This is a genomic window from Sulfuricurvum sp., from assembly GCF_049587615.1.
GTDB lineage: Bacteria > Campylobacterota > Campylobacteria > Campylobacterales > Sulfurimonadaceae > Sulfuricurvum.
In genome coordinates, this window is the sequence record NZ_JBAVEF010000053.1 from 22,351 (window position 1) to 48,188 (window position 25,838).

25 protein-coding genes are annotated in these 25,838 nt (G+C 45.9%); 9 read left to right on the forward strand and 16 right to left on the reverse strand.

What is annotated here, in order from left to right; translation table 11 throughout:
* Positions 1-9: 9 nt before the first annotated feature.
* Positions 10-1,647: a DUF4080 domain-containing protein gene (locus WB308_RS10225; RefSeq protein ID WP_424191150.1), complete on the reverse strand. Its 1,638-nt coding sequence runs from the start codon at positions 1,645-1,647 to the stop codon at positions 10-12.
* 71 nt (positions 1,648-1,718) lie between these two features.
* On the opposite strand from WB308_RS10225, the gene ppsA reads away from it, so the two are divergent.
* From ppsA to WB308_RS10255, 6 genes are all read left to right on the forward strand, one after another.
* Positions 1,719-4,115, forward strand: coding sequence for a phosphoenolpyruvate synthase (ppsA, locus tag WB308_RS10230; RefSeq protein WP_424191151.1), 2,397 nt, complete (start codon positions 1,719-1,721; stop codon positions 4,113-4,115).
* Positions 4,116-4,259: 144 nt separating this feature from the next.
* The gene (locus WB308_RS10235) at positions 4,260-4,958 is read left to right on the forward strand and encodes a DUF2231 domain-containing protein (protein WP_424191153.1); all 699 of its coding nucleotides are present in this window, start codon (positions 4,260-4,262) and stop codon (positions 4,956-4,958) included.
* Positions 4,955-6,634 carry a 2-oxoacid:acceptor oxidoreductase subunit alpha gene (locus WB308_RS10240; protein ID WP_424191155.1) on the forward strand — a complete coding sequence of 560 codons (1,680 nt, stop codon included), beginning with the start codon at positions 4,955-4,957 and terminating at the stop codon, positions 6,632-6,634. Before WB308_RS10235 ends, WB308_RS10240 begins: the two co-directional genes overlap by 4 nt.
* Complete coding sequence (locus WB308_RS10245) at positions 6,631-7,491, forward strand: thiamine pyrophosphate-dependent enzyme (protein WP_424191157.1); 861 nt, start codon at positions 6,631-6,633, stop codon at positions 7,489-7,491. The genes WB308_RS10240 and WB308_RS10245 overlap by 4 nt, the downstream gene beginning before the upstream one ends.
* A 14-nt stretch (positions 7,492-7,505) precedes the next feature.
* Entirely contained in the window at positions 7,506-7,670 is a 165-nt protein-coding gene (rd, locus tag WB308_RS10250) for a rubredoxin (protein ID WP_424191159.1), read from the forward strand.
* Positions 7,671-7,805: 135 nt separating this feature from the next.
* Entirely contained in the window at positions 7,806-9,431 is a 1,626-nt protein-coding gene (locus WB308_RS10255) for a YcaO-like family protein (RefSeq protein ID WP_424191161.1), read from the forward strand.
* Between the two features lie 9 nt (positions 9,432-9,440).
* On the opposite strand, the gene WB308_RS10260 is transcribed toward WB308_RS10255, so the two are convergent.
* The 6 genes from WB308_RS10260 to polX form a co-directional block, all read right to left on the reverse strand.
* Positions 9,441-11,234, reverse strand: coding sequence for an HD domain-containing phosphohydrolase (locus tag WB308_RS10260; RefSeq protein ID WP_424191163.1), 1,794 nt, complete (start codon positions 11,232-11,234; stop codon positions 9,441-9,443).
* A 61-nt stretch (positions 11,235-11,295) separates the two neighbouring features.
* Complete coding sequence (locus WB308_RS10265; protein ID WP_424191165.1) at positions 11,296-11,862, reverse strand: hypothetical protein; 567 nt, start codon at positions 11,860-11,862, stop codon at positions 11,296-11,298.
* Positions 11,863-11,973: 111 nt separating this feature from the next.
* Positions 11,974-13,173 carry a hypothetical protein gene (locus WB308_RS10270; protein WP_424191167.1) on the reverse strand — a complete coding sequence of 400 codons (1,200 nt, stop codon included), beginning with the start codon at positions 13,171-13,173 and terminating at the stop codon, positions 11,974-11,976.
* Between the two features lie 120 nt (positions 13,174-13,293).
* The gene (locus WB308_RS10275) at positions 13,294-14,082 is read right to left on the reverse strand and encodes a polysaccharide deacetylase family protein (protein WP_424191169.1); all 789 of its coding nucleotides are present in this window, start codon (positions 14,080-14,082) and stop codon (positions 13,294-13,296) included.
* A 77-nt stretch (positions 14,083-14,159) separates the two neighbouring features.
* Positions 14,160-15,422: an NAD(P)/FAD-dependent oxidoreductase gene (locus tag WB308_RS10280; RefSeq protein ID WP_424191171.1), complete on the reverse strand. Its 1,263-nt coding sequence runs from the start codon at positions 15,420-15,422 to the stop codon at positions 14,160-14,162.
* 61 nt (positions 15,423-15,483) lie between these two features.
* Entirely contained in the window at positions 15,484-17,208 is a 1,725-nt protein-coding gene (gene polX / locus WB308_RS10285) for a DNA polymerase/3'-5' exonuclease PolX (RefSeq protein ID WP_424191173.1), read from the reverse strand.
* A 133-nt stretch (positions 17,209-17,341) separates the two neighbouring features.
* Between polX and WB308_RS10290 the strand changes: the two genes are divergently transcribed.
* Positions 17,342-17,653, forward strand: a complete 312-nt coding sequence (locus tag WB308_RS10290) for a hypothetical protein (RefSeq protein WP_424191175.1) — start codon at positions 17,342-17,344, stop codon at positions 17,651-17,653.
* A 108-nt stretch (positions 17,654-17,761) separates the two neighbouring features.
* On the opposite strand, the gene WB308_RS10295 is transcribed toward WB308_RS10290, so the two are convergent.
* Complete coding sequence (locus tag WB308_RS10295; protein ID WP_424191177.1) at positions 17,762-18,241, reverse strand: rhodanese-like domain-containing protein; 480 nt, start codon at positions 18,239-18,241, stop codon at positions 17,762-17,764.
* 140 nt (positions 18,242-18,381) lie between these two features.
* Positions 18,382-18,660 (reverse strand): peptidylprolyl isomerase, encoded by a 279-nt coding sequence (locus WB308_RS10300; protein WP_424191179.1) that lies wholly within the window; start codon positions 18,658-18,660, stop codon positions 18,382-18,384.
* A 148-nt stretch (positions 18,661-18,808) separates the two neighbouring features.
* On the opposite strand from WB308_RS10300, the gene WB308_RS10305 reads away from it, so the two are divergent.
* Positions 18,809-19,846 carry a coproporphyrinogen III oxidase gene (locus WB308_RS10305; protein WP_424191181.1) on the forward strand — a complete coding sequence of 346 codons (1,038 nt, stop codon included), beginning with the start codon at positions 18,809-18,811 and terminating at the stop codon, positions 19,844-19,846.
* A gap of 134 nt (positions 19,847-19,980) precedes the next feature.
* Here the strand turns inward: WB308_RS10305 and WB308_RS10310 are convergent, their stop codons facing one another.
* From WB308_RS10310 to WB308_RS10330, 5 genes are all read right to left on the reverse strand, one after another.
* A complete protein-coding gene (locus WB308_RS10310; protein WP_424191183.1) occupies positions 19,981-21,198 on the reverse strand; it encodes a hypothetical protein in 1,218 nt (405 codons plus the stop codon).
* A 105-nt stretch (positions 21,199-21,303) separates the two neighbouring features.
* On the reverse strand, positions 21,304-21,945 hold the full coding sequence (locus WB308_RS10315; RefSeq protein WP_424191185.1) for a GNAT family N-acetyltransferase: 642 nt from the start codon (positions 21,943-21,945) through the stop codon (positions 21,304-21,306).
* On the reverse strand, positions 21,945-22,859 hold the full coding sequence (locus tag WB308_RS10320) for a DUF234 domain-containing protein (RefSeq protein ID WP_424191187.1): 915 nt from the start codon (positions 22,857-22,859) through the stop codon (positions 21,945-21,947). The genes WB308_RS10315 and WB308_RS10320 overlap by 1 nt, the downstream gene beginning before the upstream one ends.
* 79 nt (positions 22,860-22,938) lie before the next feature.
* Positions 22,939-23,775 (reverse strand): zinc-dependent peptidase, encoded by an 837-nt coding sequence (locus WB308_RS10325; RefSeq protein WP_424191189.1) that lies wholly within the window; start codon positions 23,773-23,775, stop codon positions 22,939-22,941.
* Between the two features lie 31 nt (positions 23,776-23,806).
* A complete protein-coding gene (locus tag WB308_RS10330; protein WP_424191191.1) occupies positions 23,807-24,379 on the reverse strand; it encodes a hypothetical protein in 573 nt (190 codons plus the stop codon).
* Between the two features lie 95 nt (positions 24,380-24,474).
* Here WB308_RS10330 and WB308_RS10335 point away from each other — a divergent pair, with 95 nt between their 5' ends.
* Entirely contained in the window at positions 24,475-24,714 is a 240-nt protein-coding gene (locus tag WB308_RS10335; protein WP_424191193.1) for a hypothetical protein, read from the forward strand.
* A 17-nt stretch (positions 24,715-24,731) separates the two neighbouring features.
* Here WB308_RS10335 and WB308_RS10340 read toward each other — a convergent pair whose 3' ends face one another.
* Complete coding sequence (locus tag WB308_RS10340; RefSeq protein ID WP_424191195.1) at positions 24,732-24,938, reverse strand: hypothetical protein; 207 nt, start codon at positions 24,936-24,938, stop codon at positions 24,732-24,734.
* A 275-nt stretch (positions 24,939-25,213) separates the two neighbouring features.
* Positions 25,214-25,813: a hypothetical protein gene (locus tag WB308_RS10345; RefSeq protein WP_424191197.1), complete on the reverse strand. Its 600-nt coding sequence runs from the start codon at positions 25,811-25,813 to the stop codon at positions 25,214-25,216.
* Positions 25,814-25,838: the final 25 nt, after the last annotated feature.

The following is a 25,838-nucleotide window of genomic DNA, read 5'->3' on the forward strand; positions in this document are numbered from 1 at the left end:
CTTGAACCTCTAAATTCTCTTTACTTGCCGTTTCGGGGTAACCGATTTAATCTCTTTAATTTTTTTCTCTTGTGTCGATTGGCGTAAAAAGAACGGAATGGTTTTTTCCGGTCGCGCTGAGAGGTCCTCTATCAATGCCGCTTCTACACTCTCTTTATCGTAACGTTCTATCAGATAGGCGTGAAGCAGTGCGATTTGCCGTTCCAGCGATATTTTCCATGTTGAGAGGGTTTGGGTGTAAATCCATTCGCTGAAAGCGTAGAAGCTACTAAAAACGCTTGTTATTTGGTCATCCTGAAGTGCTAATGCGTCATCCTGAACTTGATTCAGGATCTCAGATTGCGGATCGAGTCCGCAATGACCGATATAGGCAGAAGTCCATAGCAACGGAACCGTTTTAGTAAAACTCCCGCTGTTATAAAAAATATCCCAAAAGCGTGCGAACCGTTTCATTTTCTGTATTTGGGCAAAGCTCAATAGATTATTTTGGAGAATGTCATACGGTGGTGTATCGCTGTAGATCATTCCGTGCTCTTTGTCATGCCGTGAAAGGGTCGTACCGGAGAGGTTTTTGAGGATGCCAATCTGGATTTCACTGTGAGTGAGGGAGACAAGTAAGTCGAGATTACGACCGAACCCCTCTAACGTTTCTCCCGGCAATCCGACGATAAGGTCCAGGTGCATGTGTGCGGAAGTTTCGTTTTCCAAAAAGCGTAAATTCTCAAATATCTTTTCGAGTTTGAGCGGTCGGTTGATCCCTTTGGCGATAATCGGATCGAGGGTTTGAATACCGATCTCGAGCTGCAGCGATCCGGCCGGAAATTGTTTGATTTTCTCTTTCAGAATATCGGGAAAATGATCGGGGATCACTTCGAAATGGGCAAAATACGGTGGCTCTTTGGAGAGGAAGAAATCGAGGATGCGGTTGGCAAAGGTCATGTTGAGATTGAAGGTACGGTCGATGAATTTAAAACTCCGTGCTCCCCTCTGCCATAGAACTTCGAATTCTTCGAGCAGTTGGTCGAGAGGAAAGTTACGTACCTTCTCATCGATGGAGGAGAGGCAGAACTCACATTCGAACGGGCATCCGCGTGAAGCCTCGACGTAGATATAGCGATGGGCTACGTCTTCGTCGTTATAGGCGGTGTAGGGGAGGTTGATGGCTTTCAAGGCTGGGAGAGGGGCTTTGATAAAATGGGGCTGTTTGTCATCCTGAACTTGATTCAGGATCTTAGATTGCGGATCAAGTCCGCAATGACGAGTAGATAGTATCTCTTTACACAACTCATAAAATGCAATCTCTCCCTCACCGCTGATAATGTAATCGGCTTTCGAGAAATCGACGCGATGGGGCAGGTATCCCGCTTCCGGGCCTCCTAAGACGATGATAGTGTTCGGGGAGACTTTTTTAATCGTTTGGATCAGTTCCGCACTTTGCGCGGCATTCCAAATATAGACACCGATTCCGATAATTTTCGGCTGATGCTTTAACAGATCTTCGGCAATGCTCTGAATCTGCTCATTCATCGTAAATTCGACGATTTTTGCCTCGCTTTGCAGCTCGTTCAGGTTGGCATAGAGGTAGCGTAGCCCTAAGGCAGTGTGGGCATAACGGGCGTTGAGAGTAGTGAGGACGATAGAGATCATAAGAATTTCCGATACGATATTGATAATAGTATGGTATTCTATCCTAATGTGTTGTTTCTAAAGGAGTTTTTATGAACTATATTCGACGATTGGATTCATTGGGAATTGATGATGTTGCCTTAGTAGGTGGTAAAAATGCTTCATTGGGAGAGATGATCGCTTCACTTAAATCTCTGGGAGTAAAAGTCCCTGAAGGATTTGCGGTAACTGCTGATGGGTATCGAGCGTTTATCGCACATAATAATTTTGAGCCGAAAATCCGGCAATTTTTTGCAGGTGTTGATTTGAGCAATATTGAAGCGTTGAATCGATGCGGGGAAGCGATACGCTCACTGATGCTCACTGGTGAAATGCCGGAGTCTTTGAAAACACAAATTATAGAAAATTACCGTCTTATGGAAGAAGAATATGCGCTTGCCTCAGTCGATGTCGCGGTACGTTCCTCGGCAACGGCAGAAGATTTACCCGATGCGAGTTTCGCCGGTCAGCAGGAGAGCTATCTCAACGTTCGCGGTGAAGAAATGCTGGTTGAGCATGTCAAGCGGTGTTTTGCCTCGCTTTTTACCGATCGTGCGATCAGTTACCGTAACAGCCGTGAGTATGATCATTTTTCGGTGGCACTCTCGGTGACGGTACAGAAAATGGTGCGCAGCGATAGTGCGAGCAGCGGGGTAATGTTTACCATCGATACCGAAAACGGTTCGGAAAATTTGATCCTGATTAACTCCATTTATGGATTGGGAGAGAATATCGTCGGCGGGCGGGTAAACCCGGATGAATTTTATGTCTTTAAACCGACGCTCAAAGAGGGGAAAGCAACGATATTGAAACGTCAAATCGGTTCCAAAGCCCTCACAATGCGTTATGATGAACGTCATCACACGATTAATCTCGCCACTCCTAAATCGCTTCAAAACCGTTTTTCGATTACCGATGAAGAGGTAGTGACACTGGCTCGTTATGCACTGATTATAGAAGAGCATTACAGCACGAAAGCAGGAGTCTATCGTCCAATGGATATCGAATGGGCGAAAGATGGGCTAAGCGGAGAACTTTTTATCGTTCAGGCTCGTCCTGAGACCGTACAAAGCCGTAAACTCAGTGACAATAGTTTGGAACAGTATGAGCTCCAAGCAGAGGATGAGGCAAAAATACTCTTGAGCGGTAAAGCGATCGGTGAGAAAATCGGTTCCGGTCGTGTCAAAATTATCCATTCTCCTCATGAAGGGGAGAAATTTATGGCAGGGGATATTCTGGTTGCCGATATTACCGATCCGGATTGGGAGCCGATTATGAAAAAGGCTTCCGCGGTGATCACCAATCGCGGAGGGCGGACGTGTCACGCCGCAATTGTAGCACGGGAGATCGGCGTTCCGGCGATTGTAGGGACAGTGAATGCAACAGAACTGCTCCGTGACGGTGATGAAGTGACGGTTAGCTGTGCGGATGGAGAAAGCGGTAGAGTATACGCAGGGATCCTTGATTACAAAATCAATAAAATTGATTTGGGTCAGTTCAAAACAACCCATACAAAGCTCTATATGAATGTCGGTAATCCGGATATTGCATTTAAGGTGGCAAAACTCCCCAATGATGGAGTAGGGCTGGCGCGGATGGAGTTTATTATAACCCATTATGTGGGTGCACATCCGATGGCATTGGTAGAACTTTCTCAGGGTAAACCCGTGCAACAGCATGCGGCAGTGAGAGAAGCGATGCGTGGATACGATGATCCTAAAACCTTTTTTATCGACAAAATTGCCGAGGGGGTAGGGATGATTGCTGCGGCATTTTATCCCAAACCGGTGATTGTCCGTACCAGTGATTTTAAATCCAATGAATACAAAAATATGGTCGGCGGTATGCTATATGAAAGTGACGAGGAGAACCCGATGATCGGGTTTCGGGGTGCAAGCCGCTATTATTCTCCCCAGTACAAAGAGGCATTCAAATGGGAATGTGAAGCGCTGAAACGGGTACGGGATGAGATGGGACTGGATAATGTGAAAGTGATGCTCCCTTTCGTCCGTACTCCCGAAGAGGGACGTCGAGCGATTGCGGTGATGAACGAGGCGGGATTGGTACAGGGGGAAAATGATTTAGACGTGTACGCGATGTGTGAAATCCCGGCCAACGTGATTCTCGCCGACCAGTTTTTGGAAATTTTTGACGGCTACAGTATCGGCTCGAATGACCTCACGCAGCTTACTCTCGGGGTTGATCGGGACAGTGCTTCGGTCTCTGCCGTATTCGATGAGCGTAACGAAGCGGTAACGCGAATGATTTCGATGGCTATCCGTGCGTGTAAAGAGCGGGGAAAATATATCGGTATCTGCGGTCAGGCCCCCTCGGACTATCCTGAAATCACCAAATTTTTGGTTGAAGAGGGGATTGATTCAATTTCTCTCAATCCCGATTCGTTGTTGAAAATGAGACAGGTCGTGAGTGAGTTTGAGGCTAAACAATAAATTTTCCAATTAATTTGAATTTATATTTTTGTATTTACCAAGTTGGACTAAAGTATCTGGAACGAATAGGGAGTTTTGTGTAGATGTTTTGAGGATATAAATGCTTGTGTGGCATAAGCATTCACGTAATGGAAGCAGGAATCTATGCAACAATTTAGTGCGGAAGAGCTTCGAGAATACAACGGTCGGGATGGTATGCCTGCCTATATCGCCTATAAGGGGCAAGTATACGATGTCACTTCGTCCAAGTTTTGGAAAGAGGGCACTCACTTTAAAAAGCATTTTGCGGGGTGTGACCTGAGCGCTGAAATGGCGAATGCACCTCACAGCGATGAGGTATTTGCAAATTATCCGTGTGTCGGCGTATACATCTCCTCTCCTGCAATAACTACGGTAGATAAAAAAGAGTGCTACCGTCTATGGTACGCCAAATATCATCCTCACCCTGCAGCCGTTCATTTTCCGATAGCGTTGCACTATTTCAGTGCCTTTGCCGATCTTTTGTTTTTAGCCAACCCTTCCAGAGAATACGACACAGCGGTATTTTTATCCTTTTTGATTGCTACCGTGATGGGATTATTGGCTTTGGTCACCGGTGTTTTCAGCTGGTGGGTCAATTATGATTTTTCAACCTCTAAACCGTTCGTTATTAAACTCATCGGGGCACTGTTCACCCTTATCATCGGGTTTATTCCGCTGAGTCAGAAACTGCAGAATCCTGATGTGGCATTTAGCCCGGGAGCGGATGGGATAACCTATCATGCCGTTATTTTTATCACGGTTATCTCGATCACGATCGTCGGCTATTATGGCGGAAAAATTACCTGGGGGGCGAAAAAATGAGAAGTTCAGTTTCGGTATTGATCGGGGGGAGTGCGGGGCAGGGGATCGCGAGCATCGAGACTCTTTTAACCAAAGGGTTCAAGAGAGGGGGATTTTATACCTTTTCGACCAAAGAGTTTATGTCCAGAGTTCGCGGGGGGAGTAACACGACCTTGATACGGATCTCCGATAAGCCCGTCAATGCACCCGATTTTAAGGTCGATATTTTCGTACCGCTCGATACAAATGCTTTTTTTCATGCCCAAGAACGGATGACTAATGAGACGTTTGTGGTTGCCAAAAAAGGGGATTATGAGTGCGACTGTGTCCTCTATAATTATGATTTGGAGAGTTTGGCGAAAGAGATAGGTAATCCCATCGTCTCCAATACGATTGCGGCGGCGTTTATCTTCGGATTGCTCGGGTGCGATGGTGCGGTGCTGAGGGAGATTGTTTCGGAGTCCTATACCGATGAGATGCTTGAGGTGAATCTCAAAGCATTAGAGATAGGAGCAGAACTGGCACGTGAGAACGGGAATTGTCGCTACTGCATCGCACCAAACTCTTCCATGAGCCCAAAGATTGATTTGTTTTTAAGCGGTACGGACGGGGTTGGATTCGGAGCGATTGCGGGGGGGTGTAATTTCATCTCCAGTTATCCGATGAGCCCCTCTACGGGGGTGTTGACCTTTTTGGCGAAGCAGAGCCGAAACTTCGGGATTTGTGTCGAGCAGGCCGAAGATGAAATCGCCGCCTTTCAGATGGGTTTAGGGGTTTGGTACGGCGGTGGAAGAGCGATCACGACGACGAGCGGCGGCGGATTTGCCCTGATGGGTGAGGGACTTAGTCTCAGCGGAATAACCGAAACGCCGATGGTTGTCTATCTGGCGCAACGTCCGGGCCCAGCGACGGGTCTTCCGACACGGATGGAGCAGGGAGATTTGGAACTCGCCATCTACAGTGGGCACGGAGAATTTCCGAGGATCGTATTGGCTCCCGGTGATCCTAAAGAGTGTTTTGAACTTGCACGAAAAGCGTTTGAACTCGCCGATGCGTATCAGGTTCCCGTGATACTGATGAGCGATCAGTCTTTGGCGGACAGCTATTTCACTGTCGAGCGGTTTGAAATCGATCCTATATCGCTTCCTCATCACATCGTAAAAACGGATGCGGATTACAAACGCTACCTTCTCACCCAAGAGGGGATCAGCCCTCGCGGGATTCCCGGATACGGCGAGGGGTTGGTACTGGTCGATTCGGATGAACATACCGAGGAGGGGTTGATCACCGAGAGTATGTCTGTGCGGAACGAGCAACACACTAAACGGCTTCAAAAATTCGAATTGATAAAGGAAGAAGCTATCACACCCGAAGTTGACGGAGATGGGGATATCGCTGTTGTCGGATGGGGAAGTACAAAATATATTATCAGTGAAGCGGTTGAGAGGATAGCGGATAAGAGGCTCTCTACCGTCCATTTTTCGTGGGTTTACCCTCTTAGCGAATCTCAGCTTGCACCGCTTCGAAAAGCCAAACGCATTATTGTCATCGAAAACAACGCCACGGGGCAGTTCGCAAAACTTTTACGACTGCACGGGGTCAGTGTCGATGCGCAGATACTAAAATCCGACGGACTGAGTTTTTTTGTCGATGAACTCTCTGAAAAAATCGCACTGCTGTTAAAGGAGATCCGATGAGTACACGGTTTGATAGAATTGTAGAGGATAACGCATGGTGTCCCGGATGCGGGAATTTTTCCATTCTTTTGCACTTAAAAGAGGCATTAGAGGAAATGGGACTTGACCCGCTTCAGAGCGTAGTCGTTTCAGGGATAGGGCAGGCGGCGAAAACACCTCAATACATGAGTGTCCATATGTTCAACGGACTCCACGGCAGGGCATTGCCTGTGGCACAGGGGTTGAGGGTCTCTAATCCCTCTCTTACGGTAATTGCCGAGGGGGGGGATGGTGATATGTACGGGGAGGGGGGTAACCACTTTTTGTCTGCGATCCGACGAAATGCCGACATCATCAACATCGTCCATAACAATATGGTCTACGGCCTCACCAAAGGTCAAGCCTCTCCGACATCGCAAAGAGGGTTTAAAACACCTGTACAGACGGAGGGGGTTCACGTAGAGCCGTTTAATCCGATCGCGACGGCGATATCGCTCGATGCGTCGCTCGTGATTCGAACCTTTTCGGGGAATAAAGAACACTGTAAGGCAATGCTTAAAATCGCGATTGAGCACAAAGGGTATGTATTGATCGATATTTTTCAGCCGTGCGTTACGTTCAATAAAACCAATACGTTTAAATGGTTCAAAGAGAATGTGTATGTATTACCGAGTGACTATAACCCAGAGGATAAGGTCAAGGCGTTTGAAAAATCGCTAGAGAGCCATCCGTTCCCGATAGGGGTTATCTATAAAAGTGCGCAAAAAGCGATTTTGGAAGATGCGCTTCGGGATGAAAGCAACATAGGAAGTAATCCGTTGTATCTGCACGAAGTTGATTTTCAGCGGCTTAATGCAGAAATGGATAAATACATTTAATAAAGGAGTAGAAGATGAAAAAATACGAATGCAATGTATGCGGATACATTTATGATCCGATAGTAGGAGACCCTGATAGCGGTATTGCCCCCGGAACCGCTTTTGAAGATGTCCCTGATGATTGGGTATGTCCGATCTGCAATGTTGGTAAAGAAGATTTTCGTGAATATTTAGAATGATTTTTATGAAAGTAAAATAAGAAAGTTAATATCTATACAATAATGATCGATTGATTCTTTTGGCTATACTTTCGGTATTAGCGTAGGGGTTTTGGTTTATCCGATTCACTGCACAATTTCTCTAGAGGTGAATCTATGAATCTTATATCCAAAAGTGCTCCGGTCGAAGAATCCATCAAAAAGATGGAGCATATATTAAGTGATATGGAATGCAACGTCACCTATTCGAGTGAAAAACATCCTCTCAATCACTGCTATTCCGTCAATCTCGCTTCGGTAGAAGCCCCCAACCATATTTATTCCAACGGGAAGGGGATCTATTCAGAGGCCTCTACGGCGAGTGCGTTGGGTGAATACATCGAACGTCTTCAAACCAATAACTTTTTTATTGATTTTCATCTCCCTGAACGAAAGTATTATCCCGATGAGGTGGCGTTTGAATTCGGGGAAGGGTATCTTAACTCTGAGTTGATGGGTATTTATGACCCTAACGGTGAATTGAATATGGAGGAACTGATTGATTTTAACAGTGACTACGAGGATAAAATCGTCGCATTGCCGTTTCATAAACTCTCCTCGGATGAGGTGGTCTATTTTCCGATCAATATCCTCAGCAATCTCTACGTAAGTAACGGTTTGGCGACGGGGAATACGGCTCAAGAAGCGCAAGTGCAGGCAATGAGCGAAATTTTGGAACGGTACGCCAAAATTGAAATTATTAAAGAGGGGTATGCCCTTCCGCCTTACAGTGATGAATTTTTGCAGCAGTTTGAACGTCTTTACAGTGATCTGGTGAAGTTACGAGAACTGGGCTATATCGTCAATGTCTTAGACGCTTCGTTGGGAGGGAAATATCCCGTAACGGCGATTTCGTTTATCAACCCCGCCAACGCGACCCTCTTTGTCTCTTTCGGTGCCCATCCGATTTTGGAGGTGTCACTGGAGCGGACGATGACGGAGCTTATGCAGGGGCGTGGGCTTGAAAATTTGGAGAGTTTTGAAGTACCGACGTTTGATATGAGTATTGTCTCGGAGAGCTTTAATCTGGAATCTCATTTTATCGATTCCAACGGCAAGATGGGGATACAGTTTCTGAGTGCCAAAAAGAGCTTTGATCTTGCTCCGTGGGTGTACGCGGGTGAGAGTACGGAGGAAGAATTTGCCTACCTCAGGGGGATATTCGCGTCGATGGGGAAAGAGGTCTATATTCGTGACTATAATTATTTGGGGTTTTACTCATGCCAGATGATTGTTCCTGGAGTCTCTGAGGTCTATCCGATCGATGATTTGGTCTATAACAATCGTAATCGCGGCAAGGTGTATCGTGAGGTGATTTTGAACTTTGCCGATTATGATCCTGAAGCGGTACTCGATGAGATCGAAGCCCTTGAAGATCATCTGAATGTCGAGAAGTTTATCGGGGTGATTTTCGAGGAGAATTTTACGATAGGGGAGCTCAAAGCACAGCTACATCTGTCGTTAGGAAATATCGAAGAGGCGCTTAGCTATTTGGAGTTCAGTACTTCACCTATGAGTGTATTGGTGGCTGAATTGATCCACATGGCGGAGTTTGGGCTTGAATTTAGCGATTATGTCCATGCGCTTTATGATCTTTATACGCGTGAACGGGTTGATAAAGCGGTACGTATTGTCAGCGGTGAACAGCTTTTTGTTAGTACCGCTTTAGACCGCGATTATCAGAATATGCTCGCAATGTACGATCGGCTGGAAGTCAAAAAAGGCTCGCTGCTTAACTCATAGGAGCATTTCCTAGAGTGTAGAACTTTGTTGTGAATTGATTATCTCTTCGAGTTTGTTGATACTGTCGATTTTTTCTTCGATAAGATGGATAACAGTAATTGACAAGGTGATATTTTTTTCTTCAAGGAATTTGGTTGCAATGGGAATAGTTGCGGATAAATCGAGATACTCTTGGCTGAGTATAATGAAAGTATCTCCAAAAATGCGGTAAATATGGTAATGTTGGTAACGATTTTTGAGTAGATCACTAAAGGTTTCAATCAGAATATTCCCATTGTGCCATCCGTTTGCACGATTGAATACCATCAAATTTTCCAGTGTGATGACTGTTGCAAATCGATATTCGAAAGTATGCTGATTGATTTTCAGAATGGATTCAAGTGCCCAGTGATTGTTTAACCCGGTTAACTGGTCTTTAAGATAGTAGGCAAACCGTTCTTCTTCCAAGCTTGTTTTCGGGAATTGTTCGGCGGCATTGATGGTGATATCTTTTAAAACGGCGGTTGCTATATCAATAACATCAGGATCAAATTGCGAACCTTTGTGCAATTCGAGTTCTTTGAGCGCTTCATCAACACTTTTACGCGGTTTATAAATACGATCAGTTGTCATTGCATCAAAAGCATCAGCCACAATCATAATTCGGGCAAGCGGTGGAATCTGCTTACCTGAAACTCCTTGCGGATACCCCGCTCCGTCATAGCGTTCGTGATGATAGCGTATGATTTCGGCGAGTTCTTTGTACATATCTACTTTGGACAGGAGATCGTACCCTGCGGTAAGATGGTAATTGATCAACTCTTTTTCAGTCGGGGTGAGTTTCTCCGGTTTCAGCAGTATTGAATCGGGAATGGCGATTTTACCTACATCGTGTAAGACTGCCGCCTCTTTGATTTTGTTCACGAGGGATTCATCATGGTACATGGCTCTTGTGATGATTTCACAGTAATGCGATACCCTTTGAGAATGTCCGGCTGTGTAGGAGTCCCGTTTGTCTATTAAATCAATGATTAAAGAAATCATACTTTGATAATTTTTGATTTTTTCGCGCTCAGTCGCGTGAAGTTGAATCGATTTTTTCTCCATTGCTTTTGACGCGGCAATAATCGCGGCACAGACCACCAGCCAAATGAGAGTGAACCAGATATAGGCATTAATCAATGCTTGTTTGGTCATATCAATAAATGCTTTTAACGGGACAGAGATAGAGATACCGCCTCGTATATCACCGATTTTATTTTCTAAGGGATTATGGCATTTTAGACAGCTCTTTTCGACAAACATCGGAATCATCATGCGGATATATTCACCCTCATTACTCTGATGTAGCTCATAAAAATAAGTTTTTGTTGGATTGGTTTGAAAATAACGGAGTGCTTTCTTCTCCCAATCATTGGCCATATTTCCAGGATTGAGCGGTTTCAGAGAGGATATCCTTGTTTTTTCACCGTAGAGTGTTCCGTAGCTCTCCATCATTTGTCGCAACACGTAGGAAGAATTCATCAGGGTAAGTGATTTTTTTGACGGGGTTTGAATATCTTGTTCAGGAACGTGAGAGAGCCAAGGACTGGATGGGGTTCTATCATTGATCGGGACATATACTCCCCCATGTGAAATAATCCATTCACGTGTTGCAAGATCTTTGTTGAGGGCTGTTTTAGCGGTATTTTTGGCAAGTTCAATAATTTCTTTGGAATGTTCATGGTGATAAAAGAGTGCCGCGATGGTGACTAAAGCGGTCCAAGCAATCAGTTTTATCCATTGTGATCGCCGATAGGCTGAAACGATAGCCTGTTCTTCCATCTCTAATCCTTTATATAACGGATAATTTTCTAATTAGATTATAGAACAAAATGGGATATTTTCAGCTCTTTCCATCTTCCGTAAAAAGTTTAAGAATCTTCGAATATTCTCCGAACGCCTGTTTGTATAGATGTTGGGTGTGGTTATTGCTTTCATACAGCTCCGTTGCACTCAATCCGCTCTCCAATGCATTTTTCAGTAATTTTGTCCGCCGCAGATAGGTGAAGGCAAGGTTCGGAAAATGCTCATGTATTTTTTCACGGATATTGACCGCATCATTCGGATTATCGATCATGTTGGCAAACACAAGGATCGTCTTCTCTCTAAAATGTTTAATAAAAATAAGACTTTTCATAATGGAGTTCAAATCGTTGGTCGTCGGGAGGATAATGATGTCCGATTCACGAAGTATTTCATTGGCATGCGGGTTTTCAAAACCTCCGAAATCGTAAACCGTATCGGGATAGAGAGGAATCTTGTTCGGATAATAGCGGGCATTTTTGTATTTGTTGAGGACGACCGACATATCGTTGGTAGCATATCGATAGCGGAGGTCTTTGGCAAGAGAAAAGGCAAGAGAGGTTTTGCCGACTCCCCCTTTTGTCGATGCGATAGAGATGATAGCCATGAGTACCTTCTGAAACTTTTTTCGTATCGTAGCATAAAGGGGACTCTAAAGGTAAGTTTTTAGCAAAACGGGAATTTTAATCCCCCTTGCTTAACTCTTTCTTAGAAGGGGCTATTCACTCTCTTTCGGTGATTTGAATGATTTGACGTCGATACGGCGAGGTGGACGCTTTGGAGCGGCAGGCGCTTCGGAAGGTTTTCGGTCTGCATAAGGTTTTTTGTCGCCAAAAGGTTTCTTATCACCATACGGCTTTTTGTCACCGAATGCGGGTTTGTCTCCGTAGGGCTTTTTCTCGCCAAAAGGTTTCTTCTCTCCATAGGCTTTTTTTTCTCCATACGGTTTTTTGTCACCGAATGCAGATTTGTCTCCGTAGGGCTTTTTGTCGCCGAAAGGTTTTTTCTCGCCAAAAGGTTTCTTCTCCCCATAGGCTTTTTTTTCTCCATACGGCTTTTTGTCTCCGAAAGCGGGTTTGTCACCGTAAGGCTTTTTGTCACCGTATGGTTTTTTCTCCCCTTCTGCACGTTTGTCGTCTGAGCTTTTTTGCTTGTCTCCGAAAAATTTCGGTTTGCTGCTGTAGGGAGTTCGGGTCGCTTTTTCGGTATCGCTTCGCGGTGTTCCGTCGATATAGTGGTTCCGCTCACGGGTTTTCCCTTCGAAGATCGGTTTTCCATTCTCATCTTTACCGACAAAACGGGGTTTGCTGCTGTGCTGTTTTTTAGACATAAAACCGTCACCCTCATTGCGTGGCGGGCGTCGATCACTGCGTGGTGCATCATCGCGATGGCGTTCAGGGCGGGTGTCACGGACCGGTTTTTTATCACGATTTCTCGGGTCTTGTGCATCACGAGCTTCACGTTCTTCACGGCGTGCTTTTGCTTCGGCTTTTTGTTGATTGTCTACGGCGATACCGAAATCCGGTTCAAACCCTTTGACGATCTCTTGGGTGATGGTTCGTCCGTTGAGCAGTTCGATGGGATAGAGCCGTTTTTGATCTTCTTCATCGAGTGTGATGAGGGCATATTCGCTTGCTCTGGCAAAGCGTGACATGTAAACAATCGCTTTTTCCGGAAGATCATAACTGATGAGAACTTCGCAACGCAGATCGGGAGTTTCTGCTAAAGCAGCATCACTTAAAACCGTGATATTGTTGCCTGGGAAGATTGTTTGAAGGGGATCGGCATCATACGAGGTGACGATGAGAATTTTTTTGCCGGCATTCCGTTCGATTAAAAAATGGATGAGTTCGTTTTTACGTGGGCGATTACATGGGTGGATACGATGGTTCTGGCGTTTGATGGGTGTCGATGACATAAAAAGTCCTTGGGTACATAGGCCTCATTAAAGAGGGGGGATAAGCGATCAAAAAAGAAGTCTCTAACGCGTGATCGAGAGCGCGAATGGTAAAAACATTATAGCGTAAAGCTGCCTGTTTTATCTGTAAGCTTTCATCTCCAGCATTTCATCAAGGCGCTGAAATCGATACCCGCGATTTTGGAGCCGTTCGATGATTTGCGGCAGTGCCTCTACGCTTGCGTGATTGGATCGGCTGCTGTGCATGAGGAGAATATCTCCGGGTTGTATATGGGTGGTAACATTTTCAATAATCGCATCTTTATCTTTTATCGCCCAGTCGAGGGAGTCGAGTGACCAGAGGAGTGTGATATACCCTTGTGCGTTGAGCGTATCCATCACCTGTTGGTTGATCGCACCGTAAGGGGGACGGAAGAAGCGCGGAGCGCATCCGGTCACGTTTTCGATTCTCGCTGAAGCAGTTTGCAGCTCTTGAGTGATCTCTTCATGGGTAAGCTTTGTGAAATGGGGATGATTAAAGCTGTGATTGAGGACCAAATGTCCCTCATCGAATGCCCGTTTCGTTACGGTGGCATTACTCTCCACCATGGGTGATCCGATCATAAAAAAGCTCGCTTTGATTCCATAGTGTTTTAAAATATCCAAGACTTTGTCGGTATTGTTCTCATCGGGTGAATCATCGAAGGTAAGTGCGAGTGTTTTCCCTTTTGCACCATTTCCGCGCAGATAGATATTGGCGTAGTCTCCCTCCGCTATCGGACGGACGGTATCTTCACGCCATTGGTGCAAAAAGCGGGTGAGATTCGCATCCAGCAGAGGCGATTCCCCCCGGATTTCATAAAGCGGTGCACATCCCGTAAAAAACGAAAATTGGACAATAGCGAGGAGTAAGACAAACAGTTTTTTCATACAAACATTTCATGGTTAAATCAAAAATAAGTGCCATTATAACGCAACGATGCGGGGAGTGCTTTGCACAGTCGCCATTAGGGGTGCTCTTTTTTGAAGAGGTGCCCTGCGAGATAGCCGCTGGCAAATGACCATTGGAGGTTGTATCCGCCGCAAGGGCCGTCGAGGTTCATCACCTCGCCGCAAAAATAGAGACCGCTGAGGATTTTGCTTTCCATGCTTTCGGGACGGATCTCTTTTAGCGATACGCCGCCGCGGGTAATCATCGCCATTTTAAAACCGTCATGCCCGATGACGCTGAGCGGTGTCCATGCCAGAAGCTTGACAAGCCGATCGCGCACGATGCCTGGAAGGCGGTTGAATCCCGTCTCCGGATCGGCATCGGCCAGGGTACAGAGCTCACGGGAAACAGACTCCGGCAGGAGCGTCATCATATGGGTCAATACGGATTGTTCGGGATTTTTATGAATGGCGTCTTTGATATGAGCACGAATCTGTTCTTCGTTGAGCCCTTTTGTCATGTTGATGAGAAGCGGGACTGTGCCGTATTTTTCGATCAGGGGGGTGATCTCTCGGGCTACATCGAGGACGACGGGGCCTCGGATGCCGTTTTGGGTGAAAATAAGGTCCCCTGTAGCGCGGATATTTTTCGCTTTGGGCAGATCGATACGGATCTCTACTTTAGGGATAGTATCGGCGCGGCACGAGGCGACCCATGTCTCCCGAGTCCGCAGCGGCATCATGGCGGGGTAGAGTTCGGTGACTTTGTGTCCGATGGAAGAAGCAATTGTAAAACCGTCCCCTTCGGCTCCCAGCTGGGGATATCCCAGCCCCCCGGTAGCAATGATGATGTCAGGTGCCGTATAGCTCTGTTGCGCCGTACTGACACCGGTAACGTGGGTACCGTTGTGTTCCACCCCTTCCACCCGTGCGGAGCAGATGAGGGTGACTCCCAACCGCGTCATCTCCTCTTCAAGCGCGGCGATAATGCTCAGGGCACTGTGGGAGACCGGAAATACACGGTATCCGTCGGGAGCGTGGCTTTCCACCCCGATTTCACCAAAAAAAGCGATTAGCGCTTTGTGATCGAGTGCTTCGAGTGCTTGGGTCATAAATTTACCCTCTCGGCCGAATCGTGACATAAAGGCTTCGTTGGAGAGGGTATTGGTGAGATTACACCGTCCCCCTCCGGTTGCCTTGAGTTTTGAACCGATTTTGGAAAGTTTTTCGAGCAGAAGGACTTTTTTGCCCCGGCGTGCGGCGGTGATGGCGGCCATCATCCCTGCCGCACCGGCACCGACGACGATGAGATCATAAGAGGTTTCAGAGGAGTTTTGCATACGCCATTATAGCGGCGCTGCAGGAGAAAATCAAAAGAGAAGGGGGATAAACGAAACGGTGTCAATGGCGTTGGCGGAGCAATTTCAACAGTTCCGGGAGGCTTCGGGTATTGAGGACATCCTCTTTTCCGAGCCATCCGCGCCGTGCCTGACCGATTCCCATCTCCATGAGTTCCAGATCGGTAATCGAGTGGGCATCGGTGGATATGGCCACTTTGACACCGGCTTCTTTGGCCATCCGGCAATGCAGATCATTGATATCGAGCCGGTCGGGTTGTGCATTGAGTTCCAAAACAGTGCCGTAATCGGCACATGCACGGAGGAGGACTTCCATCTCCAGCGCATAGGGTTCGCGCAGTCCCAAAAGGCGACCGGTGGGATGAGCGAGGATCGTAAAATAGGGATTTTCCATCGCTTTGAGGATACGTGCCGTTTGCTCTTTGGCCGAGAGGTTGAAACGGTAATGAACGGCGCAGACGGTGAAATCCAACTGTTTGAGAACGGTGTCGGGAAGATCGAGTGTTCCATCTGAGAGGATATCGACTTCGGCCGATTTGAGGAGGGTGATCCCTTTAAGGGTGGAATTGAGCCGGTCTATCGCATCAAGCTGTTCGAGCAGTTTCTCTTCTCCCAGACCGTGAGCGATACGCAGATGCTGTGTGTGGTCGGTAATGGCGAGATACTCATACCCTCGGGCTTGGGCGGCCAATGCCATCTCTTCGAGGGTGTTTAGACCGTCGGTATAGGTCGTATGGGCGTGGAGGTCACCGCGAATCTGGGAAGGTTCGATGAGGCGGGGGAGGAGATTGTTGAATGCGGCTTCGATTTCGCCTCGGTTTTCACGCAGTTCGGGGACAATGTAGGGCATCCCGAGCGCTTGATAGAGTTCCGTTTCGCTTTTGGACGCAATGTTTTCCTCCCCTTTGAAAACGCCGTATTCATTGATTTTTATCCCCTTTTTGGAGGCTATTGTCCGCAGTTCGATATTGTGGGCTTTGGATCCCGTCAAATGGTGCAGTGCCGCACCGAATTCATTTTCGGAAACGACGCGAAGATCGACATGGATACCGTTTTTAAGGATGATCGAAGAGCGGGTAGGGCCATGCATGACGATGGAGTGAAGATTTTCAAGGGTAACAAAGCGCTCCATAATATCGTTTTTTTCATCGCAGGCGGCGACGAGATCAATGTCTTTGGCCGTATCCCTTCGGCGGCGGATGCTGCCGGCGATCTCAAGGCGGATGACCCCCCGGGCGTGAGAAAGCTGATCGGCAATGCTCCGGGCAACGGGACGGATGTCGTAGAGGCGGTATCGTTTTGTTTCTGCAAGTTTTTTACCGAGGGCATTTTTGAGTGTTGCGAGGAGTTTGGGGCCGAACCCCGCGATGTTTGAGAGTCTGCCGTTTTCCAAAGTGCTTTGGAGGTCTCGCACCGATCGGATATGGAGAAGCTCATACAGGAGATGGACTCTTTTGGGACCGAGACCGGGGATTTTGAGAAGTTCTTCGAGTTCGGGTGCAATACGGCGTTTGAGGTCATTTAAAAATTGAAGTTCACCCGTATGTACCATCTCCGTAATTTTTTGGGCAAGATCTTTGCCGATGGTTTTGAGGGTCGTAAGGTCAAATCCTTCTTCTACGAGGCTCTGCATCTCTTTGGGATAGGAAAAAATAGCGCGGGCCGCATTCCGGTAGGCCCGTATCCGAAAGGGGTTTGCCCCCTCGATATCGAGCAGTTCGGCAATCTCGTTGAAAGCGTCGGCAATGACGTGATTGGTTACCTCCATTTTTCCCCTCTTTTCGGCCCTCTGAGATGTTTTTTGCACCGTTTAAACTATTGTACACTATCTTGCGCTGATGGACAAATAAATCCGAAGAGGTATGGCGAATGGAGAGGAGTTTGATTATAATTCCATTCACATGAAACATACAATCAAAACTAAAGCACAGCAACTCGTTCAAAATCCCACAACCCAAAAAGTCTTTACCGCGATGAAGCCGGAAAAATCGATTTGGGGATTTTTGGGAATAGTCCTATTTTTAATCGTACCGGAGATTATCGCATTTATCTGGGGAAGCCCTATAACCGCCTACGCAAAGGGAGAATTGCTAAACGCTACATCGGCTGTCGAACGCCAATACTATGAACTGCTCTTGATGCTTTTTGAAGAGGGGGGAAGTTGGTTCAATCTCGGTATCGGTGTGGCATTGCTGATCTGGTTTTTTTTCTGAGAGCGTGAGAAAGAAGTAGGGCAAAATAACTGTTTTACCCTTTCCCTTCCGGCCGTTTTTAGCCAGAGTATTATTTTCCTTCATTGAAATGGCTGTAGAGGATCTTTGCTATTTTGATTCAACGGGGTATTTTTTCTCTTTCCACTCGGAAAATCCGTTGAGAAGCCAATACACATTGGTATACCCGAGTTTTCGAACCGCTAAAGCGGCTTCATACGAGTTGGCGCACGTTTCACCGTAGCAATAAAACAGAAGTTTTTCCTCTTTGTCTTTGGGGAGCTCGATAACGATGTATTCGGCTTTGGAAACATCAAAATATACGGGATAGGCACCTTTGATATGTTCTTTGATGTAATGGCGTTTTTCACGGGCATCGTAAAAATGGGATTTTTGGTCAAACAGGGCTTTTGCCGTTACGACATCCACCACTTTGACCCCTTTGGCTATAGCGTCGTCAACCTGAGGAGGGATGATGCATACATCGTATTTGGTTTCGAAAATAATGCTTTTTTCACCGTCGTATTCAACACCGTTCGCCGAAGAAAACAATAAGGCCGCTACAATGAGAGAAGTGAATGTCCGTAACATAACCGACTCCTTGAATGAATATGGTTAAATGATAGGGCAGAGAAGATTAGCTTTGTATAATTTTTTTAAATAGTTAAATAGAATAAGAATCTATTCAAAAAACATTGATGGGTTAAAGGAGGAGGGGTACCTCCTTTTGTTTAACCTCTGGCAGTTACTTCTAAAAGATGGTAGCCGAATTGGGTTTTGATAGGGCCGTATAAAACGCCGACATCGCCGGTGAACACCGCTTTGTCAAATTCAGGGACCATTTGTCCCGGACTGAATCGTCCCAAATCTCCCCCTTTACGGCCGGATGGACATTGTGAATGCTCTGCCGCTACTTCAGCAAAAGAGCTTCCGTTTTCAATCTCTGCTTTCAGTGCGTTGCACTCATCTGCGGTACTTACTAAAATATGTCGTGCGGTTGCCCAGGCCATGATAATCCTTTTTTGTTTTCGAAATTCTACTTTATTATTGCTTGACTTATCTCGATTCTAATGACGAAAATTTCGCCTTTAGATCAAGTTTTTTATAGAGGGATGTGGGTATTATTGTATAGACATAATCAATCCAAAGTGAACTTTAATGAAACGAATCAATCCCCAATCTCCCCGCGCACACACCGCTTCTCAAATAATCTCAGAGCTGCAATTGTATTTTGTACATTCTCTCAATGACCTTACGCATACCTTGGGATCCGATAAGCCGTTTGTGGCGGTAGAATGGTTCCGTGACGAAGGGCGCCATGGGGGAGGGGTGAGGTATGAAGCCGCGGATGAACGGCTGTTTAACCGCGGTTCGGTCAATTATTCCCAAGTCCATTATGACGATGATCCGACTAAAAAACTCTCTTCCGCCACAGCTATCTCGACAATCATCCATCCGGCCAATCCGCTAGTCCCCTCGATGCACATGCATATCAGCTGGACCGAAATGCGTGATGGAAGCGGGTATTGGAGGGTCATGGCGGATCTGAATCCGAGCAATCCTGATCCGCTGGATACTCAGGTATTCGAAAATGCGTTGAAGGAGGCAGCTCATGCTTATTATGATGAGGGGAGGACGCAGGGGGAGCGCTACTTTTACATCCCTGCACTGCGACGGCACAGAGGCGTTTCGCATTTTTATCTGGAAAGTTTCACGAGCGGCGATGAAGAAGCGGATCTCCGTTTTGCCTCTTCTTTCGGTAAAAAGATCATTGATACCTATATCACGATTATCCGGAACGCGATCCAAGAGCGTCGGGATGTTGATGATGAGGCCCGCAATCAACAACTGGCGTATCATACGCTCTATCTCCTGCAGGTACTGACGCTGGACCGCGGAACGACATCCGGATTGTTGATACACGATCAAAACGATGTCGGGATTATGGGATCATTGCCTTCGCACGTCGATAAAAGGTTGTTGCAATCATGGGTCGGAAAGCTAAACGGTGTCCAAAATGACCTTTTGCAGGCGATTGTCGATACGTTGGGAGAAGGGGAGAAAATATTAGTTGATGAAACAACGAAAGCGGCATTGGCCAATGTCGTTCGTCAACACTATCAGCGCCATCCTGAAGCCATTGCGTTGCAAGCGAGCGCTGAGACGATCCCCTCAACGCTCAACAACCATCGATAGAGGGAACAGCTCTTGTTTTATTGCGCCGGCAGACGGCGTTATTTTGTATGCCGATGGTGTCAAAGCTGATCAGGAAATTGTTGATATCAAAGACAAATCGTATCCCCTACAGCGGCCGCCTTACCTAGTCAGAGCTAGCGCTGACTGCCGAAATAGAAGTCCAAGCTGAATCGAAAGATATAGTCGGGCTTGAAGTTATATTGCTCATGAAATGAGACAATCGGTTGTATTTGATAAAACAGGTAGTCGTTCAACAGTTTTTGTCGCCATATCGTCCCTACGGAATACTCATATATCCCTTCTTGGGGAGTTGTGCCGTCAATGTATGCCGTGCCGCTCTGATCTTTTGTCCGACCACTCATGCCAATGTAGTGGTTAAATCCGATTTCATATTTGAGTGTATTCATGTAGGAGAGTTGTGCGAGGTAGTTCATCCCGCGTACTCCGCTTTTCGTTGATCGCTGAAGCAGGAGTCTGAGTATTTCACTGTCGGAAAGCTTCCGGTCAAAATAGAGATTTGTCCACTCTTCAAACTCATTTTCATGGGAAAATTTAAACTCTTGTATCGGTTTGAATAACCAGTTTCCGCTAAAGATAGGGGATTCGATACGGGTTTTAACATAAGGGTTGTCAATACGTGAAAAACCAATAGCTGCGCTGGTATGTAAGTGCTCAAATAATCCAGGTGTGTAATATTTTAGCCCAATCCCTTCATTATTTGAACTATACTGTGCATTGGAGAGATTGATGCTCTCTGGCGTATCATCGCCGATGAAGAGCTGAACTTTACCTTGTGTTTTTGGCAGCTTGATACGGGCTTTGATGTTATAAAAAATTGAAGAATCTCCCCTCCTATCATACTCGTACCCTCCACGTACTAAGACGTAGCTTCTATTGGTCATATCCAAATAGTTTCCATCCTTGAAAAATTCGTCTAACCAGATAGATGCAAGGTAGGTCTCTTTTGCTTTCTTTTGTTCGATTTCACTTATTGTATAGCATGGTATTACATTGGTATCCGCATTTACGTTCAGCTGGTTTGTTGCATTGGCGTCGCATATTAAAAGATTATTTGCATCCATGTAGAATGTAGAGAGTACATGATCAAGATAGGAAGAAAAACGGAGTATTTTATGGGACCAGTAGTCTTGAAAGCTATCAATTCCCCAATTTCCAGCACTGCTGTAATCAGGAAAAGTCGTATTGTGTTCAAATACAGATTGATTTGATGAAACATAGTCAAGTCCTGCTGGAGGCACGTCCGGTTCCGACGCTTCAAATGCCATTCCAAAAACTGCAGGAATTGTAAAAAAAAAGGTGATTACGAAAATAAAAATAAAATTATTATTCATAAATTTAAGTCCTTATTGTTTCATAATGTGATAATTATAGCAGTTTTAGGAAGAAAATTAAAGTGCTGTACTGGAATGACCCTTATTTTATAGATGCATTGGAGATTACGATAATTCTTTGAGGATTTTTAGTTCTTCACGCACATAGCTTTTTCCTAGTTTGACAATATCGGCTTCATAAATGAGAATTTGTGCCGGAGTGAGACGGCGTTCATTCTCGTCAATTTTGGCATTTATTTTAGTTAGATTTGAACCAATCAGAGTTTTAATGTCCGATTCTTGGATCATTGCTATTATCCCATCCAGACCACTTTGGGGAAGAGGGAGATTGCAGTAGTAATCACCGATATCATTGATGCCCCAATAGATAAATCCCAGTAATTGATAAAAATCGAGTGATGATGAAACCGATGAAAATGTAATTCGTTTGACATGTTTCTTGAGGGCTTGATCGAGTATCAGCCGAAGCATGTGTGTAGCATATCCTTTGTGCTGTTTCATTAGAGGTGTAAAAAGATTGTAGAGGGTGAGATATTCGCTATAGCGATCGATCTTTGAGAATAAATAGCATAAATGCTCATTGTTTTCATTGCACAACACAGCACACCCTTGCGTATTCCAGCTGAAATGACGATCCCACCATGCTAATGACTGATCGGCAAACCGTATGCTTTCATAGTCTTGGATCGTAGCTATAGAAGTGATATAGGCATCTCGATTCAGAGACTCGAGATGAAAAAGTGGCATCAATATTTTTTGTTCGTATTAACAAGAAGGTCTTTTTCGTTGAGATCATCCATCAGTGTTTTCAGATTTTTAAGAGAGTAGAGTTTAAGTGTCTCACTTTTTTCCTTTTTAAACTCGCTTGAAAATCCGCTCTTCGAGAAAATGACGAACATATCGGGGTTCAGTTTCGCACGGGCACATTTCTCCTGCAGTTTGGAGAGTTCGCTTTTGTTGGCTTTGGCTTTGGAATATTTGCACGATCCCGCCAGAACTTTGCCGGACTTGGTTTGTCCCAATATCTCAATCTCACCGCTTTTGTCCCAATAAGAGCCGATTTTAGCCACCCAGTCCTCTTTGAAGCTTTGTTTGACAAGGGCGATTACGAGCCCCTCGTATACCGAATCGAAAAAGGTCTGTTTGGTATTCTCCCACCGCTCTTTCATTTCGGTAAAATCTCCCTCTTTGATCCCCTTGTAGTAGGGAGAGACAGAGGAGAACCAAAAGCGCAAGAACGGGGCGGTAAAGATGAGGCGATCCGAGACCTCTTCGTTCTCATCAGCCGGATCTTCTTGCGATGCTTCCCGAATCAGCAACCCGAATTTTATCAAAAAAGCAGCCGATTCTTCCCCCTCTTTTCGACTAAGATTGGCGCGTCGGAATGCAGAGTGTTCCCGTCGATCCCCTACGGCAAGTGCCGTGAGAAGAGAGTGATGCGCTTTATTACTCTGGGTGATTTTGGTCAAATCGGCATGGATGTAGCGGTAGTTTGCCAGCACCTTCTCTTCGATCAGCTCCTCCAAAGATTTTGACATATCGACATTCCATCCCATACCGCCGAACACGGCAAAATACTCGATTGCTTTTTCGATGTCTGTGGCGTTGTTTTGAAAACAAAATGAGCGGAATTGTTGGAGGAGTGTCGGGTGTTTGGACATGGGGAAGCAACCTTGTTTTAATTACCGTATTATAGCCTAAAGGCTATGGGGAAGGGGAGAAAACAGCTGCTTCTTTGTTTTATGAAAAAAGTTCTGCCGTATCCATTTGGTAGAAATCTCTCAGTTCATGGTAGAGTTCCGGAAAGTGCCGTTGCAGCGATGCGGGGGTTTCGAAAAATCGCTCTGTCACGACGGCAAAAAACTCCGCTTCATTGTCGGCCGCATAGGCTCCGAGGAGTTTGTATTTTCCCCACTCACGGTTTTTACGGACGATCGTATGGAGCGCCTTGAACTCTTTGGTGAGGATGTTCACCCATCCGTCATATTTCGAGTTTTCAATCGGAGGGATCCCGTCGATCTCACCGTCCATAAAATCGATCTCATGGGCAAATTCGTGGAGTATGACATTGCTGTGTCGCATATGATAGGACTCTTTTTTGGCTTCATGCCAGGTGATCACGACAGTATCGTTCGCCGACTGCCCTTCAATCACAAACTGTTCTTTGGCGTAAATACCTCCATGTGATTGGATCTGTTTTATCATGATTGCATGGGGATAAATGATGATTGTTCTGAGATTGTCGTAGCAGTTATCCGTATTTTTGCGAAGCAATAACAAGCAGGCGTAAAAAGCGATCACAACTTTCATCTCGTCACTCACGTTCAAACCGACTCCGATAAACTCTTTGGTATGGATGAAGCGTAGAATGGAACGCTGGAGTTTTGTCTGATCGTTCGTGCAGAGTTTGCCGTAATGGGGTGTTCTGGCTAGGAATGTTTCGTACTCTTTTGTGAAAGGAAGTTTTTTGATTTTCTCTAAAAGAGTTTTTTTCCGAAATTCGTTGAGAAACACAAGGGCAAAAAATGTGCTTCCCAAAACAACTATGATAAGAAGAAGCGCGCCATGGTAGTCCATTGCTATTTACCCTTGATTCCTCATCGATCCACTATTTCCGGTCGAAATGGTAGATCGAATGGGTTGAAGAGAGTTTTTTCTCTTTCCAGGCAAAATAGGAGGTTTTGAGGTGCTTGCCGTCATTTGTGAGTTCGTGGATGATCTGATGGATATGATCTTCGTCGGATTGGCACAACTCGGTGGACATATCGCAGTCAAACACGATCCGCTCCGGGGTGCTCTCACGCAGATTGGCGAGGAATTCGGGCTGATTTTGTTTGGAACAGTAATGGGTCGCTTTGATGTTGGTGCAGGCGATATCTTTGCAGTGGTACATCGTTACCATCTGCTTGGCCGTATTGGGGAGTAAATCTTCCTGGATCGTCACTTCTCCGCCGATGAGTTTGAACGCCATCCCCGTCGCATCGGTTCCGGTGATGGGCAATACCGCCTTGTGTTTGTACGATTCGGTACCGATTTGCGCCTCGGCGGAGGAGAGTTTCCACTCCCCGATGAGGCTCTCTTCCATCCATCCGAACAGCTCCCACGCCGTCGTTTCCGCGGCATGGGCCGAGGGGATGAGCGAAAGGGTGAATAATAGGGGTAAGGTGATTTTTTTGAACATGGTTATTCCTTTGATGAATTGAATTTTACTCTATTGTTTTGAAGAAAAACTGGATTTCTATATAATAGCGGGAAAGATAAACAAATGGACACTCAATGGCACAGATCAACTGGAATCAATTCAAATATTTTAAATCAGAGCGTCCAAACCCGATGGGGCTTGATAACTTTCAACTGCTGCTGGAGTTTATTCGTAGTTTTTACAATTTTGTAAACCCCGACGATATCTTCGAACTGCTCGCAGAAGACGATCTCTCACGGCAGATGCTGGAAAAGCGGGGGATCAGCGATTCCGCCGAGCTCGAAGAGTACCTCTACAAGATGCTTCATCGCTAGATAACGGGAGATAAACGTTAAATACGTTCACTCCCTTTTTGGGTCAATACCAACGTCACTCCATCTTCTTTGACTTCGATCAGACCCTCGTTTTTCAGTTCATCCATGGCGATTTGAAAAGGACGGTCCTGTTTTGCATCCAATTTTTTCAAAATATTTTTGATGACATCTTGCTTGGTCATGATGTGACCCGCAACCGCACGGCTGCTTTTGAACCAGTTCATAAACATCGCTTTGATTTCGTTTTTCTGGGTCGTTTCGATATTCTCTTTTTTCGGCGCTGCTTTACGTGCGAAGTTTGGAGGAGGGTTTTTGTAGTCCCGCTTCGGAGCTGTTTTTCGGTTGGTAGTAGTCGGTTTTATGGGTAATCCTTAGTATCGTATGAAATCCGTTTTATAAGTGTATTGTAGTGAACTTTGCTAAAAAAGATCGATACGCGATTGGATTATCCAATAGGGAAAAGAGGATTAGCGGATAGCCTCATCCCCCTTTTTCAATACTATTTATTCAGCTCGCCGTCTTTCCAATACTTTGTCCCTTGGATTGTCGCCTGCAGTGCTAAACCGTTTTGCGTCAGTTTATAAAGCCGGATTCCCGGTTCGACAGTAATGGCCAGATTGATTGCATCCCCTTTGTCTGCCAGTTTTGCAGCGGCATCCGCCTGTGCGTTGGCTTCCCATCCTTCATTCACGAACCGGTCGAATACGGCTTTGTTTTCAAAGAGAAATACCGCTCGGAAATCTTTTACTCCAAGACCGAATCCCACGCCGCCTGAAGCCATGTTCATATAGGTGTTCTTTCCTGTTTTGTTCTCATGAGCCATCCCTATCCCCCCTTCCGCAGAGAGGAGGACCAGGTTTACGCCGACATTGCTGAATGTCGCATAGCCGTAGGAGTTGGCAATCATCTCTTTGGCTTCCGGCGCGTGTTTGTACAGCAGCTGCAGCGTCTCGTTACTGGATTGCAGACGTTCTGAGCGTTGCTGATCGAGCGTTTTACCGCTCCAAAAGCCCGAAAACATCACGATGGCCGCCATACCCATTAGGATCATCCCCAGCGTTCGAGCAGCTGATGATGATTTTAGTTTGAACAGGTTCATAATTTCCCCCTTTTGATTTGATATA

Excerpts from the sequence above, each read along its gene's own strand:
- WB308_RS10225 (WP_424191150.1), bottom strand. The coding sequence starts at position 1,647 with ATGATCTCTATCGTCCTCACTACTCTCAACGCCCGTTATGCCCACACT.
- ppsA (WP_424191151.1), top strand. The coding sequence starts at position 1,719 with ATGAACTATATTCGACGATTGGATTCATTGGGAATTGATGATGTTGCC.
- WB308_RS10235 (WP_424191153.1), top strand. The coding sequence starts at position 4,260 with ATGCAACAATTTAGTGCGGAAGAGCTTCGAGAATACAACGGTCGGGAT.
- WB308_RS10240 (WP_424191155.1), top strand. The coding sequence starts at position 4,955 with ATGAGAAGTTCAGTTTCGGTATTGATCGGGGGGAGTGCGGGGCAGGGG.
- WB308_RS10245 (WP_424191157.1), top strand. The coding sequence starts at position 6,631 with ATGAGTACACGGTTTGATAGAATTGTAGAGGATAACGCATGGTGTCCC.
- rd (WP_424191159.1), top strand. The coding sequence starts at position 7,506 with ATGAAAAAATACGAATGCAATGTATGCGGATACATTTATGATCCGATA.
- WB308_RS10255 (WP_424191161.1), top strand. The coding sequence starts at position 7,806 with ATGAATCTTATATCCAAAAGTGCTCCGGTCGAAGAATCCATCAAAAAG.
- WB308_RS10260 (WP_424191163.1), bottom strand. The coding sequence starts at position 11,234 with ATGGAAGAACAGGCTATCGTTTCAGCCTATCGGCGATCACAATGGATA.
- WB308_RS10265 (WP_424191165.1), bottom strand. The coding sequence starts at position 11,862 with ATGGCTATCATCTCTATCGCATCGACAAAAGGGGGAGTCGGCAAAACC.
- WB308_RS10270 (WP_424191167.1), bottom strand. The coding sequence starts at position 13,173 with ATGTCATCGACACCCATCAAACGCCAGAACCATCGTATCCACCCATGT.
- WB308_RS10275 (WP_424191169.1), bottom strand. The coding sequence starts at position 14,082 with ATGAAAAAACTGTTTGTCTTACTCCTCGCTATTGTCCAATTTTCGTTT.
- WB308_RS10280 (WP_424191171.1), bottom strand. The coding sequence starts at position 15,422 with ATGCAAAACTCCTCTGAAACCTCTTATGATCTCATCGTCGTCGGTGCC.
- polX (WP_424191173.1), bottom strand. The coding sequence starts at position 17,208 with ATGGAGGTAACCAATCACGTCATTGCCGACGCTTTCAACGAGATTGCC.
- WB308_RS10290 (WP_424191175.1), top strand. The coding sequence starts at position 17,342 with ATGAAACATACAATCAAAACTAAAGCACAGCAACTCGTTCAAAATCCC.
- WB308_RS10295 (WP_424191177.1), bottom strand. The coding sequence starts at position 18,241 with ATGTTACGGACATTCACTTCTCTCATTGTAGCGGCCTTATTGTTTTCT.
- WB308_RS10300 (WP_424191179.1), bottom strand. The coding sequence starts at position 18,660 with ATGGCCTGGGCAACCGCACGACATATTTTAGTAAGTACCGCAGATGAG.
- WB308_RS10305 (WP_424191181.1), top strand. The coding sequence starts at position 18,809 with ATGAAACGAATCAATCCCCAATCTCCCCGCGCACACACCGCTTCTCAA.
- WB308_RS10310 (WP_424191183.1), bottom strand. The coding sequence starts at position 21,198 with ATGAATAATAATTTTATTTTTATTTTCGTAATCACCTTTTTTTTTACA.
- WB308_RS10315 (WP_424191185.1), bottom strand. The coding sequence starts at position 21,945 with ATGCCACTTTTTCATCTCGAGTCTCTGAATCGAGATGCCTATATCACT.
- WB308_RS10320 (WP_424191187.1), bottom strand. The coding sequence starts at position 22,859 with ATGTCCAAACACCCGACACTCCTCCAACAATTCCGCTCATTTTGTTTT.
- WB308_RS10325 (WP_424191189.1), bottom strand. The coding sequence starts at position 23,775 with ATGGACTACCATGGCGCGCTTCTTCTTATCATAGTTGTTTTGGGAAGC.
- WB308_RS10330 (WP_424191191.1), bottom strand. The coding sequence starts at position 24,379 with ATGTTCAAAAAAATCACCTTACCCCTATTATTCACCCTTTCGCTCATC.
- WB308_RS10335 (WP_424191193.1), top strand. The coding sequence starts at position 24,475 with ATGGCACAGATCAACTGGAATCAATTCAAATATTTTAAATCAGAGCGT.
- WB308_RS10340 (WP_424191195.1), bottom strand. The coding sequence starts at position 24,938 with ATGAACTGGTTCAAAAGCAGCCGTGCGGTTGCGGGTCACATCATGACC.
- WB308_RS10345 (WP_424191197.1), bottom strand. The coding sequence starts at position 25,813 with ATGAACCTGTTCAAACTAAAATCATCATCAGCTGCTCGAACGCTGGGG.